This window comes from Polaromonas sp., assembly GCF_030682935.1.
GTDB lineage: Bacteria > Pseudomonadota > Gammaproteobacteria > Burkholderiales > Burkholderiaceae_C > Polaromonas.
Map to the genome: position 1 here is coordinate 40,620 of NZ_JAUXNA010000198.1, position 13,004 is coordinate 53,623.

General features: G+C 65.4%; 12 protein-coding genes. 2 read left to right on the plus strand and 10 right to left on the minus strand.

Annotation, left to right across the window (positions count from 1 at the left end; genetic code table 11):
• Nucleotides 1-7 precede the first annotated feature (7 nt).
• Nucleotides 8-1,231 carry a CaiB/BaiF CoA-transferase family protein gene (locus Q8K05_RS09105; RefSeq protein WP_305246311.1) on the minus strand — a complete coding sequence of 408 codons (1,224 nt, stop codon included), beginning with the start codon at nucleotides 1,229-1,231 and terminating at the stop codon, nucleotides 8-10.
• 247 nt (nucleotides 1,232-1,478) lie between these two features.
• Here Q8K05_RS09105 and Q8K05_RS09110 point away from each other — a divergent pair, with 247 nt between their 5' ends.
• Both Q8K05_RS09110 and Q8K05_RS09115 read left to right on the plus strand, forming a co-directional pair.
• Complete coding sequence (locus Q8K05_RS09110) at nucleotides 1,479-2,273, plus strand: crotonase/enoyl-CoA hydratase family protein (protein WP_305246312.1); 795 nt, start codon at nucleotides 1,479-1,481, stop codon at nucleotides 2,271-2,273.
• Between the two features lie 72 nt (nucleotides 2,274-2,345).
• Complete coding sequence (locus Q8K05_RS09115) at nucleotides 2,346-3,251, plus strand: LysR substrate-binding domain-containing protein (protein ID WP_305246313.1); 906 nt, start codon at nucleotides 2,346-2,348, stop codon at nucleotides 3,249-3,251.
• A 16-nt stretch (nucleotides 3,252-3,267) separates the two neighbouring features.
• Here the strand turns inward: Q8K05_RS09115 and Q8K05_RS09120 are convergent, their stop codons facing one another.
• From Q8K05_RS09120 to gspD, 9 genes are all read right to left on the minus strand, one after another.
• Complete coding sequence (locus Q8K05_RS09120) at nucleotides 3,268-5,115, minus strand: ABC transporter ATP-binding protein/permease (protein WP_305246314.1); 1,848 nt, start codon at nucleotides 5,113-5,115, stop codon at nucleotides 3,268-3,270.
• Between the two features lie 23 nt (nucleotides 5,116-5,138).
• Nucleotides 5,139-6,092 carry a 5'-nucleotidase gene (locus Q8K05_RS09125; RefSeq protein WP_305246315.1) on the minus strand — a complete coding sequence of 318 codons (954 nt, stop codon included), beginning with the start codon at nucleotides 6,090-6,092 and terminating at the stop codon, nucleotides 5,139-5,141.
• A 14-nt stretch (nucleotides 6,093-6,106) separates the two neighbouring features.
• The gene (locus Q8K05_RS09130) at nucleotides 6,107-6,682 is read right to left on the minus strand and encodes a histidine phosphatase family protein (protein ID WP_305246316.1); all 576 of its coding nucleotides are present in this window, start codon (nucleotides 6,680-6,682) and stop codon (nucleotides 6,107-6,109) included.
• On the minus strand, nucleotides 6,679-7,515 hold the full coding sequence (gene cobS, locus Q8K05_RS09135; protein WP_305246317.1) for an adenosylcobinamide-GDP ribazoletransferase: 837 nt from the start codon (nucleotides 7,513-7,515) through the stop codon (nucleotides 6,679-6,681). Before cobS ends, Q8K05_RS09130 begins: the two co-directional genes overlap by 4 nt.
• Before the next feature lie 19 nt (nucleotides 7,516-7,534).
• Complete coding sequence (gene cobT, locus Q8K05_RS09140; protein ID WP_305246318.1) at nucleotides 7,535-8,608, minus strand: nicotinate-nucleotide--dimethylbenzimidazole phosphoribosyltransferase; 1,074 nt, start codon at nucleotides 8,606-8,608, stop codon at nucleotides 7,535-7,537.
• The gene (locus Q8K05_RS09145) at nucleotides 8,559-8,813 is read right to left on the minus strand and encodes a cysteine-rich CWC family protein (protein WP_305246319.1); all 255 of its coding nucleotides are present in this window, start codon (nucleotides 8,811-8,813) and stop codon (nucleotides 8,559-8,561) included. The genes cobT and Q8K05_RS09145 overlap by 50 nt, the downstream gene beginning before the upstream one ends.
• A gap of 27 nt (nucleotides 8,814-8,840) precedes the next feature.
• Nucleotides 8,841-10,067, minus strand: coding sequence for a type II secretion system inner membrane protein GspF (gene gspF / locus Q8K05_RS09150; RefSeq protein ID WP_305246320.1), 1,227 nt, complete (start codon nucleotides 10,065-10,067; stop codon nucleotides 8,841-8,843).
• A gap of 141 nt (nucleotides 10,068-10,208) precedes the next feature.
• The gene (locus Q8K05_RS09155) at nucleotides 10,209-11,594 is read right to left on the minus strand and encodes a GspE/PulE family protein (RefSeq protein WP_305246322.1); all 1,386 of its coding nucleotides are present in this window, start codon (nucleotides 11,592-11,594) and stop codon (nucleotides 10,209-10,211) included.
• 11 nt (nucleotides 11,595-11,605) lie between these two features.
• The coding region (gene gspD / locus Q8K05_RS09160; RefSeq protein ID WP_305246321.1) for a type II secretion system secretin GspD at nucleotides 11,606-13,004 on the minus strand (1,399 nt) is incomplete at its 5' end.

A 13,004-nucleotide genomic window follows, 5' to 3' on the forward strand; every position in this document is an offset into this window, starting at 1 on the left:
GCGTCGCTCAGACGACGCCCTTGCGCTTGAGTTCGGCGATGCGCTCGTCAGACAGCCCGAGCCGCCCGTTCAGGATCGCCTGATTGTGCTCGCCCAGGGTGGGGGCCGAGCGCTCGTAGCGGATCGGCGTGTCGGACAGGCGGATCGGGTTGGCCACGCCAGGTGCGTTCACGCCGGCGCTGTGGGGCAATGACAGCTGCATGTCGCGGTGCCTGACCTGTGGGTCTTCGAATACCTGTTTCATGTTGTGGATGGGACCGCAGGGCACGTTGTGGGCTTCCAGCAGCGTGACCCACTCTTCCATGGAGCGCGCCAGCATGGCCTCGGCAATCAGCGGAATCAATGCTTCACGGTTGCGGTTGCGCTGCGGACCGGTGCTGTATAGCGGATCGATGGCCAGTTGCGGACGGCCGATGACCTTGCAGAAAGCCGTGTACTGCGCATCGTTGCCGACGGCGATGATGATGTCGCCCTCCCTGCAGCGAAACACCTGGTAGGGGACCATGTTCGAGTGCGCATTGCCCATGCGCTGGGGGATCTTGCCCGACAGGAAATAATTGATCGCCTGGTAGGAGTTGATGGTGACGATGCAGTCCAGCAGCGACATGTCGATGTACTGGCCTTCGCCGCTCACGTGGCGGTGTTCGATGGCCGCGAGGATGGCGGTAGTGGCGTACATGCCGGTCAGCAGGTCGCTGATCGCGATGCCGCTTTTCATGGGCGCCGCACCGGGCTGGCCGTCAGGCACGCCGGTCATGCTCATCAAGCCGCCCATGCCCTGGAAGACATAGTCGTAACCGGGCAGTGCCGCGTAGGGGCCGCTCTGGCCGAAGCCGGTGACCGAGCAGTACACCAGGCGCGGGTTGATGGCGCGCAGGTCCTCATAGGCCAGGCCGTAGCGTGCCAGCGTGCCGACCTTGTAGTTTTCGACCAGCACGTCGGCGTCGCGCACGAGCTGGCGGATGATCTCCTGGCCTTCGGTACTGGCGAGATCGACGGTCACCGACTGCTTGCCGCGGTTGGCGCTCAGGAAGTAGGAGGAGTCACGGGTCTCCCGGCCCTCGGCGTCCTTCAGGAAAGGAGGGCCCCAGGTGCGGGTGTCGTCGCCTACGCCGGGCCGCTCGATCTTGATGACTTCAGCACCCATGTCGGCGAGGTTCTGCGTGGCCCACGGGCCCGCGAGGATACGGGTCAAGTCGAGCACCTTGAGGTGCCCCAGCGCCGTCTTCATGGGTAGCTTCTCCTGTCTATTTCGATGGACCGAGAATAGGACGCATGACTGATACCGTCCAATATTTAATAGTCGATACGTGATATTCGTTCGGTATCGATGGTTGGCTTTCCAAGGGCAATCCCGTGGAAACTGTTCATCCATTTTGATACCGTTTTAGTATCGAATTGATTGATATTGATATTGGACTTTGAGGGGCGAATCTCCTACGCTGGGGTCTGTCAAATGCCTGAAGAGGACCATCACAATGCCCAACTTTCTTTTGTACGAACAGCAAGGCCATGTGGTCACGCTGACCATGAATGAGCCCGAACGCCGCAACCCGCTCACCGGCAATTCGGCTGTGCCGGATTTTCTGGCCGCGATTGACCGCATTCACAACGATCGCAGCGTGCGCGCCGTCATCCTGACCGGTGCCGGCACGGCTTTTTCATCAGGCGGCGACATCCGCGACATGGAGCGGCAGGCCTCGGGCGACGTCTCGGGCATGCAAATCCGTCAGGAATACCGCACCGGCATTCAGAAGCTGCCGCTGGCGCTGTTCAACCTCGAAGTCCCGGTGATCGCCGCCGTCAACGGCGCGGCCATCGGTGCCGGGCTCGATGTCGCCTGCATGTGCGACATCCGCATCGCGTCGGAGCACGCCAGGTTTGCCGAGAGTTTTGTCAAGCTGGGGATCATCCCGGGCGATGGCGGCGCCTGGCTGCTGCCGCGCATCATCGGCATGTCGCGCGCGTCCGAGATGTCGTTCACCGGCGAAGTGATTGGGCCGGACCTGGCCGCGAGCTGGGGCTTGGTCTCGCGCGTGGTGCCTGCCGATCAGTTGCTCGCTACGGCCAACGAACTGGCGCAGCGCATCGCGGCCAATCCGCCGCATGCCGTGCGACTGACCAAGCGGCTGCTGCGCGAAGCCATGCACACGCGCCTGGACACCCTGCTCGAAATGGCGGCGGCGTTCCAGTCGCTGTCGCACCAGACCGACGATCACAAGGAAGCGGTTGCAGCCTTCCTGGGCAAGCGCCCGCCTGTTTTTAAAGGCTGACGTGATCCAGGCCTCCGCGCTGTCCGCCGCATGACGCCCGGTTATGCTTGGCAGGAAGGACACGCCAAGCCCATGGACCTGCGACGCATTCGCCACTTTGTCGTCCTTGCCGAGACGCTGAATTTCCGCCGTGCAGCCGAGCGCCTGCATATGGCGCAGCCACCGCTGTCGGTTTCCATCCAGAAACTCGAGGCCGAGCTCGGCACCAGGCTGTTTGCCCGCGAGTCCAGCGGTGTCTCGCTCACGCCCAGTGGCCGTGCCGTGTTGGTGGAGGCCAGGAAGTTGCTGTTTCATGGAAACCAGTTGAGTGAAACTGCCAGGAGCGCGCTGGACGGCACGAGTGGTATCTTGCAGGTCGGCTTTGTCGGGTCGGCGACCTACGGCATGCTGCAAAAGCTGCTGCCGCTGTTTCGGGCCGAGTACCCCGGCGTCGAACTGATCCTGCGCGAAGCGACTTCGGTGGGCATCATCCAGCAGCTGGAAGACCATGCGCTGGACATTGGCCTGGTGCGGGTCCCACTGCTGCAGTCGTCCAGGGCGACGCTGGTTCAGCTGGAACGCGACGAGTTCATCGCGGCGCTGCCACGCGGCAATCCACTGGCAGGCAAGGGGCCGCTCAAACTCTCCGACATGGCCGGCGAGCCGTTCGTCATGTACGTTCCCACCAGCGCCGCAGGGCTGCACAGTGCAGCCCTGCTCGCGTGCCAGCAGGCCGGATTCATTCCCAGGGTGACCCAGCAAGCCATCCAGATCCAGACCGTGCTGGCGCTGGTGGAAAGCGGCTTGGGCGTGGCGCTCGTGCCATCGGTGATGCAGCGCTTTGCCAGCGACAAAATTGTCTACCGACCTTTGGTGGATGTGCCGCCAGCTGCCTCCATCGGGCTTGCGCTGGCTTATATGGCCGAGACAGAGAGCCCGGCGGCGGCCCGCTTCCGCAAGCTGGCTACGCGCGAGTTTGAGCTGGAAAAACGTCGTTAATCAACTTCTGAACAAGTCAGCCTGCCTGGCCAAGGCGGCTCTCCTGCACTCGGTACAGGGCCGGCGCGTCCGCGGGCAGTTTTTCCAGGGTCCACTGCCTGTCATGGAAAGTAGCCATTGCCGGTCGATGGGCAATCGAGACCAGGCTGCCGCGCCCGGCCGCCACCAGCGCCACCAATTTTTCATACAGGATTTTTTCAGCCACTTCGTCCAGCGCACTGGTCGCTTCGTCGGCAAAAATCCAGCGCGGTTTTTTAAGCAGTACCCGGGCAATCGCCAGGCGCTGCTGCTCGCCGCCCGACAGTTTCTGGCTCCAGGCGTCCTGGTCATCCAGCCTGCCCACGAGCTTGGGCAGCAGCGCGTCGTTCAGGGCCTGCTGGAGCGCCTGCTCGCTGTACTGCGCGGCCGGCAGCGGGTAGGCCAGCGCATCGCGCAGCGTGCCGTCGGGAAAGTAGGGGCGCTGCGGAATGAACATGGCGTTTTGTGGCAACTGCGTCTGGCCGGTGGCATAGGGCCAGATGCCCGCCAGCGCGCGAAACAGCGTTGATTTGCCACTGCCCGAAGGCCCTTTGACGAGCACGCTTTCGCCCGGTCCGGCCTGCAGTGACACGCCGCTCAGCAAGGTCGCGCCGGTGGGCAGGGCCAGGTTCAGACCGCTGACGGCCAGCGTGTCGGCGTTGGCCAGGGGGTGCTGCTGGTTAGCTATTGAATTGGTAGCTGCTTGCGCTTGTGCCTGCTGGGCCAGGGCCGCAATATTGTCTTCAAAACTGGTCAGGCGGTCGGTCGTGGCGCGCCAGGCGGCCAGGCTGCTGTAGTTGTCGACCAGCCAGCTCAGCGAGTCCTGCACCCGTCCAAAGGCCGACGCAATCTGCATCAGTTGCCCGAGCTGGATGGCGCCGCTGAAAAAGCGCGGCGCCGCCACGATAAACGGAAACACCACGGCCGCCTGGCCAAAAAAGTTGGTGAACCAGACCAGGTTTTTCTGCTTCTTGATCAGCTTGAGGTAGTTGGCCAGCACTGCGGCAAAGCGGGTGTCCAGGTGGCTGCGTTCCACCGCTTCGCCTTTGTCCAGCGCAATCGATTCGCTGTATTCGCGCACCCGCACCATGTGGTGGCGAAAGTCGGCCTCGACGCGCTGCTGCTGGAAGTTGAGCCTGATCTGCGGCCGGCCAATGTAGTGCGTGATGATGCTGCCCACGACGCAGTACAGCACCGCCATCCAGACCATGAAACCCGGAATGCTGTAACTGGCGCCGCCCAAGGTGAAAGCAAATGCGCCCGAGAGCGTCCACAAAATGCCGACAAAACTGAGCAGCGTGACCACGGCGTTAAGCAGGCCCATGCTCAGTGAAATGCTGTAGGTGGTGAACAGGTTGATGTCCTCCTGAATCCGCTGGTCCGGGTTGTCGGGCGTTTTGGCGGCGTTCAGGGTGTTGGCGGCGGTCAGGTCGCCGCCGGTAAAGCGCGCCAGCTCCAGCTTGTAGAACGCGTGGTCGGCCAGCCAGCGCTGCAGGTAGTGCGTCGTCATCCAGGCGCGCCAGCGCACTTCCAGCAGCTGGGTCAGGTAAAAGCGGTAAACGGCAATCAGGATGAAGGCAAACGCCAGGTAGGTAAAGCGCGCCAGCTGCGTCCAGAACACCGCCTCGTCCTTGTTCTGCAGCGCGTCGTAAAACACCCGGTTCCATTCATTGAGCAGCACCAGCATGTAGACCGCGCCCAGATTCAGCAGCACGATGGCCAGCAGCAGGCCGCGCGCTTTCCATTTTTCTTCACTTCTGAAGTAGGGCGCCGACAAGGCCCAGACACGGGCGGTGAACAGCCGGAAGGCGCTGAGTTTGAGGCGTAGGCGGGCAAGCAGGTGCATGGATGAAAACCGGGTTCGCGCTGTCAGGGCAGCGGGTTGGAAACGCCGCTGGCGACATGCCCTGAGGGCACATGCTGGGCCGCAGAGTGGACATGGCCGCTCTGGTCGTCAAAGAAAAAGTCGGGTTCGAATTCGCGCAAAAACTCGCCCTTGGCGAGACCGCCCAGAAACATCGCTTCATCGACCTCGATGTTCCAGTCCATCAGCGTGCGGATGGCGCGCTCGTGCGCCGGGGCGCTGCGCGCGGTGACCAGCGCGGTGCGTATGCGCATGCGCGAGGTGCCGACCTGCTGCAGCCGGTGCAGCGCCTGCAGCAGCGGCTTGAATGGGCCCGCCAGCAGCGGCTGCGCGGCCTTGTCGCGCTCGTGCTGCTGAAAGGCCGGCAGGCCCTGGGCCTGAAACACGCGCTCGGCCTCGTCTGAAAACAGCACCGCATCGCCGTCAAAGGCAATGCGCACCTCGTGCGGGTAGGTGCTTTTGGCGTGCACCGAGTGCATGGCGACGGTGGCTGCCGCAAAGCCGGCGTCCAGTGCGGCCCGCACGTCTTCAGGGTTGGCCGACAAAAAGAGGTTGGCTTTCAAGGGCCGCAGGTAGTTGTAGGGCGCGCGGCCCTTGGTGAACACGCCGCGTTCCAGCTTGAGTTTGTTGGCGTCGGCCGAGCGGAACACCCGCATGCCCGAGACCGGATCGTTGCGCGACAAGATCACGACTTCCACGCGCTGGCTGGCGGGCTCGTCCGGACTCTCGGGCGCTTCGTTGAAGGCCAGCAGCTTTTTAACCAGCGAAAACGCCACCCCCGGCCTGGCGGGCAGGTCCAGCCGCGCCAGCTGCAGTTGCATGTAAGCGCCGTCTTTTTGGTTGCCCTGCGCCGGGTCTTGGGCCAGGCCGGCTTCAAACACGAGGTTTTCTTCTTCAAAGTCAAACAGGGCGCGGGATGAAATTGCCACCACGAGTTGACCGTCCAGATTTGCCGCCATGGGAATGCCTTGTTTTATGTACTGTTTCTTTGCGCCTGGCCTATGGGCAGCGCCACTGTGCGCCATTGTCCATAGTTTGGCGCGTCCAGGGGCCACTGCCCGGCCTGCTCCGGGTGGCGCACGCCCTGGGCCAGCAGGTCGACGGCTCGTATCACGCCCGCGTGGGTGACCCACAGCATGTCGGACTGGCCCTGCAGGCCATCGAAAACTGCGCCCACCCGTGCCATGAAGCCGCGCACACACTCGCCGCGCCGCCCCACCGCGTAGCCGGCAAAATCATCGGTCCACGCCGCCAGTTCGGCCTGGGCAATGTCTTGCCAGGCCCGGCCTTCCCACAGGCCAAAATCCATTTCCTGCAGGCGCGGCTCGGTTTTATAAGCCAAATCAGGCCTTAGCCCATACAGTGCGGATGCCAGCTGCTCACATCTTTGTAGCGGCGAGCTGAGCACGCGGGTGCCGGGCGGCAGCTGTGCGGCCAGCGCCTGCGCGCATTGCGCGGTGCCCGCCGCGTCGGCCGCCACATCGAGCCGGCCATAGCAAATGCCGCTGGCCACCAGGGGCGCTGCGTGGCGGACCAGCCAGAGCTTCATAGGCTGATTGCCAGCCCCAAATAAAAAGCGACTTCGCACACCTGCTGCGTGGCACCCAGGCAGTCGCCGGTAAAGCCCTGCAAACGGCGCCTGAACAGCCGCGCCATCCACAGCAGCGCCAGCCCTGCGGCGGCGCAGGCCACTATTAAATTAGTAGCGTCCAGCGCAATGCTGGAAAGCGCCAGCGCACTCAAACACCATAAAACCGCGATCAGCAGGCGGCCCGGCGTGATCTGGTCGGCCAGCGGCTTGGACTTGGACTGCGCGGTGTCGCCCACATGCGGCAGTCCGTAAATCAGCAGCAGCGGCATGAAGCGCGACACCACATGGCCCGTCCACAGCGCGGCGCAAATATACAAGCCCCGGAAGGTCGATTCCTCCCCGTCGCTTGGCAGGTCCTCCAGCGAACCCAAAATGGCCAGCAGCGCGACCTTGCACAGCAGCACCAGCACCAGTGCCATGGCGCCGAACGCGCCCACGCGCGGGTCCTTCATGATCTCCAGCGCCCTGTCCCTGTCGTAGCTGCCGCCCAGGCCATCGGTGACATCGGCCAGGCCGTCTTCGTGAAAGCCGCCCGTCAGCAGGACCGTGGCGACGGTGGAGAGCGCCGCGGCCGCCAGGGGCGTGAAGGGGGTGTCGGGCAGCAGGGCCTGCAGCAGCGCAAACACGGCCGCTGCCACCGCGCCTACCACCACGCCAATGCCCGGAAAGTGGGCCGCGCTGGCCCGCAGCAGTTCGGGGCTGTAGCCCACCCAGCCGGCCAGGCGCCCCGTGATGGGGATGCGGGTGAAGAACTGGACGGCGAGCAGGTATTCGCGGACGAACTGGATCATCGGTGCCCTGGCCGTCTGTTCACGCGGTTTCTTTTCCGCTCACACCCGCCGTCTCAAAGCTCGCCATGTCATTGAGGAAGTTGGCCGCCGACTGCACCAGCGGCCAAGCCAGTAGCGCACCGGTGCCTTCGCCCAGGCGCAGATCGAGCTCCAGCAGCGGCTTGGCGCGCAGGTGCGCCAGCAGCAGGCGGTGACCGCGCTCGGCGGAGCGGTGGCAAAACACCATGTAGTCTTGCACCTGCGGCAGCAGGGCCTGTGCCACCAGCGCGGCCGTGCCCGCGATGAAGCCGTCGACCAGCACCACCCGGCGCTCGCTGGCCGCCTGCAGCATGGCACCCGCCATCATGGCGATTTCAAAGCCGCCCAGGGCGGCCAGTTCAGCCACGACATCGAGTGGCTGGGTCGCCGGGTGGCGTAGCAAGGCGCGCGTCAGCACGCGCTGCTTGCCGAGCAGTTGCTCGTCGTTCAGGCCGGTGCCGCGCCCGGTGGCGTCCTCGAGGCTCGCGCCGGTCAGCCGCGCCAGCAGCAGCGCCGCAGCCGAGGTGTTGGCAATCCCCATTTCGCCAAAGGCCACCACATTGCCCGGCAAGGCTTGCACGATGTCCATGCCCGCCTTGAGCGCCGCGTCGGCCTCGGCCCGCGACATGGCGGGCTCGTTGCACAGGTTTTTCGTGCCCATGGCGATCTTGCGCTGCAGCAGTTGGGGGTGCGCGAACAGGTCCGCGGCGACACCCGCATCCACCACCTGCAGCGCAAAGCCGTGCTGGCGGGCGAACACATTGATGGCAGCCCCTCCCGCCAGCATGTTGCCCACCATCTGCACCGTCACGGCCTGCGGGAAGGCCGAAACGCCCTCAGCCGCAATGCCGTGGTCGGCGGCAAACACCACCATCTGCGGCTCGCGCAGCGAAATCGTCTCCTGGCGCTGGATCAGGCCCAGCTGCAGTGCCAGGCCCTCCAGCAGGCCGAGCGCGCCCAGCGGCTTGGTCTTGTGGTCAATCTTGTGCCCCAGCCGGGCCTCCAGCAGGAGGTCGGTGGTGGGTTCAATCAGGGGTAACTGAATGCGTGGGGTTGGAAGCGCGGAGTTGTTCATTGGTGATTTGTTTCAGGCAGGCAGGGCAGTAGCACGAGGTCGTGCTGCTATCGGGTGTGGAGGGCGCGCCGGAAGGAACCGGCATGACATGGGGCAGCTGCACGCACCAGCATTGCGCATCGCCGGCCAGCATGCCGCAGCGCAAACCGGCGCCGCAGCGCGGGCAGCGCGAGGTGTCGGGCAAGTCAACGACGGGTGAGGTCATGGCGGCAAAAACTGGGGCGCATGGGGTTTATTTGGCGAGCTGGTTGAGCTGGATGATGGGCAGCAGCACGGCCAGCACGATCAGCATCACGACCACGCCCATCGCCACGATCAGCAGCGGCTCCAGCAGCGTAGCCAGCTGCAGTGCGCGGCGCTGCACCTCAGTGCTGAGCTGGCGCGCGGCGCGGTCCAGCATCAGGGGCAGCTGGCCGGTTTGCTCGCCCAGGCGCGCAAACATGCTGAGCAGGCCGGGAAAGCGCTTTTTTTGCGCCAGCGCCGACGCCAGCGGCGCGCCTTCGCGCACCAAGACCAGCGCATCGAGCGCATCGGTGCGCATGGACCGGTTGGACAGCGTGTCGGCTGCGGCCTGCAGCGCCTTGAGAATCGGCACGCCCGCCGCCGCCAGCATGGCCAGCGTGCCGGCAAAACGTGCGGCGTTGTAGCCCCGCGCGAGTTTGCCGAGTATCGGAAGCGTCAGCCACGCCGCATCAAATTTTTCACGAAAAGAGGCGCTGGCCCAAGCGATACGGGCACCAGTAGCTATCAAAATTAGAATGAGCAGAATCAGCCAGCCCTGGGTCTTAACAAAGTTGCCCAGCCCCAGCATGATGATGGTCAGCATCGGCAGCGCGCGTTTGCTGCCGGCAAACACCTCGGCCACCTGCGGCACCACATAGCCGAGCAAAAACATCACGATCACCACCGCCACCAGCGTCACGATGGCCGGGTAGAGCGCGGCGCCCACCAGCTGGGCCTTGAGCTCCTGGCTTTGCTCCAGGTCGTCGGCCAGGCGCTCGAGCACCAGCCCCAGGTTGCCGCTGTGCTCGCCCGCGCCCACCACGGCGCAGTAGGTGCTGGGGAATTCGCGCGGGTACTGCGCCAGCGCGGTGGCAAAGGTCGCCCCGCCGTTGACTTCGGCGCGCAGCGCGGCCACCAGGTTGCGCTGGGTTTCCTTGTCGGCCTCGTCGGCCAGCGCGGTCAGCGCCCGCTCCAGCGGCAGGCCCGACGACACCAGCCCGGCGATCTGGCGCGTCCAGATCGCCAGCGCCGTGCTGTTGAACACGCGCGCGTTCCACACATTGGTGGACCAGCCCGAGGGCTTTGCGCCGGCCGCAGCGCCCACGGGCTCGACCGCCAGCGGCACCAGCGCCTGCGCCCGCAGCAGGCCGCGCGCGGCCCGGGCCGTGTCGGCCTCGATCACCCCTTTGCGGGTGGTGCCCTCGGCGGTGAGCGCTTCAAATGAATAGGCGGGCATCGTGCTTAGCGGTTCGGCTCAGTCGGAGCGGTGTCTGTTGTGCCAAGCGTGCAGGCGAACGAAGCGCCGGGCCGCCCCAAGCGAAGTTCAGCCCCCTCGGGGGGCAGCGCAGTACACGAAGTGACAAGCGTGGGGGCCATCTCAGTCCCGGGTGACGCGCACCAGCTCTTCACGCGTCGTGATGCCGGCTTGCACCAGGCGCTCGCCGTCCTCGCGCATCAGCGTCATGCCGCTTTGCAGGGCGGCGGCGCGAATCTCGGCCTCGGAGGCCTGGGTGTGGATCTGCGCGCGAATCGCGTCGTTGGTGACCAGCAGCTCAAACACGCCGGTGCGGCCCTGGTAGCCGGTTTGTCCGCAGGCCGTACAGCCCGCGCCGTGGCAACGGGTGCAGACTTTGCGCACCAGCCGCTGCGCCAGCACGCCCAGCAGCGACGAGCTCAGCAAAAACGGCTCTATGCCCATGTCGGTCAGGCGCGTCACGGCGCTGGCCGCGTCGTTGGTGTGCAGCGTGGCCAGCACCAGGTGGCCGGTGAGCGAGGCCTGAATCGCGATTTGCGCGGTCTCGAAGTCGCGGATCTCGCCGATCATGATCACGTCCGGGTCCTGCCGCAGGATGGCACGCAGGGCCTTGGCAAAGGTCAGGTCGATCTTGGCGTTGACCTGGGTCTGGCCGACGCCGGGCAGTTCGTACTCGATCGGGTCTTCCACCGTCATGATGTTCTGGCGGCGGGTGTCGAGCCGCTCCAGCGCGGCGTACAGCGTCGTGCTCTTGCCTGAGCCGGTGGGCCCGGTCACCAGAATGATGCCGTGCGGCTGCGCCACCAACTGCTCAAAGCGCTTGAGCGCCTCGCCCTGCATGCCGACGGCCTCCAAATTGAGGCGCTCGCCGCTCTTGTCCAGCAGGCGCAGCACGGCGCGCTCGCCATGGGCGCTGGGCAAGGTGCTGACGCGCACGTCCACCGCCCGGGTGCCGATGCGCAGGCTGATGCGGCCGTCTTGCGGCAGGCGCTTTTCGGCAATGTCGAGCTCGGCCATGATCTTCAGGCGCGAGATCAGCGCGGCGTGCAGCGCGCGGTTGGGCTGCACCACGTCGCGCAGCGAGCCGTCGACCCGAAAGCGTACGCTGGAGTGCCGTTCATAGGGCTCGATGTGGATGTCGCTGGCGCCGTCGCGCGCCGCTTGCGTGAGCAGCGCGTTGAGCATGCGGATGATGGGCGCGTCGTCCGAGTTTTCAAGCAAGTCCTCGATCGCGGGCAGCGCCTGCATCATGCGCGACAAATCCACGTCGCTTTCAACCTCGCTGATGACGGTGGCGGCGCTGGACTCGCTCTGGGCGTAGGCGGCGCTGATGCGCTGCTGCAGCAGCTCGGGCGCCTCGCTTTGTACCTGCGCCACGTCAAACTTGCGCATCACCTCGCTGACGCCGCCCGCGCCCAGGCGGTGCAGCCACAGCGTCAGTTCGCCGCCATGGTCTTCCAGCAGCAATTGCTGGCTGCGTGCAAACGCGTAGGGCAGGGGGTAGCGCACCGGCTGCATGGTTATCTTTCGGAAGGCGGCAGCACCGGCGCTTCGTTGATCGGCACCAGCGTGCTGGGCAAGGGCTGGGCCCGCTGCTGGCTGGTGCGCATGAGGTCATAGCGGTCCAGCGACAGCGCGTCGGTGGACGCTGCATCGCGCACCACCACCGGCCGCAAGAACACCATCAGGTTGGTTTTCTTGCGGCTGCGGCTCTCGGACTTGAACAGGTTGCCAAACAGGGGCACATCGCCCAGACCCGGCACCTTGTCCTCGTTGCCGGAGTACTCGTCCTGCAGCAGCCCGCCCAGCACGATGATGGAACCGTCTTCGACCAGCACGTTCGACTCGATCGAGCGCTTGTTGGTGATCAGGCCGGTGGCCGAGTTGACCGAGCCCGGCTGCACGCTGGAGACTTCCTGGAAGATCGCCATCTTGACGGTGCCGTTTTCGCTGATTTGCGGCTTGACCCGCAAGGTCAGGCCGACGTCCTTGCGCTCTATGGTCTGGAACGGGTTGACGCTGCCGCCGCCGCCGCTGCCGGTGTTGGTGAACTGGCCGGTCACGAAGGGCACGTTCTGGCCGATGACGATCTTGGCCTCTTCGTTGTCCAGCGTCAGCAGGTTGGGCGTGGACAGGATGTTGCCAGCACCGGTCGACTGCAGGAAGTTGGCCAGAAAGCCGAGGAAATAAACGCCGTTGCTGCGCGCTGCCACGCCCAGGTTCAGGCCGCTGCCGGGCGCCACCAGGGCCTTCTGCGGCGCCCCCCAGCCGGTCTGCTTCGGCGCCAACGAGCCGGCCTGTATGGCCTGCGTGATGATGTTCTTGCCGCCGCTGCCAAAGTTGGTGCCCAGCAGCCCGATCAGGCTGTCGCCCTTGCCGCCCAGCGGGCCCTGCCACTGGATGCCGAACTCGGCCGCCTTGTCCATGTTGACTTCGGCAATCAGGCTTTCGACATAAACCTGGGCGCGCCGGGCATCGAGCTTGTCGATGACGGCGCGCAGCTGCCGGTACTGCGGCTCGGAGGCCGTGATGATCAGCGAGTTAGTCGCCGGATCGGCCTGGATGCCGCCGCCGGTGGAGGGCGCGCCGCTGGGCGTGACCGGCGACGTGGCGGCGGTGCTCGCGCCCGTCAGGCTGACCGGCGTTGCCGCAGCGCCCGCGCCGACGCCGACGCCCGCCGTGCTGGAACTGGCGGCGCCGCCGCCGGTCAGCGCGGCCCGCAGCACCACGGCCAGCTTGGCGGCATCGGCGTTTTTCAGGTAGACCACATAGATGTTGCCGGCGGCGCCGTTCGGGCCGTTCATGGCGGGCTGGTCGAGTTTTTCGGCGAGCGAGCGGACCAGCGCCAGCCGCGACGGATTGGCGGCGCGCACGATCAGCGAGTTGCTGCGGGGCTCGGCGATCACGGTGGTCTTGTAG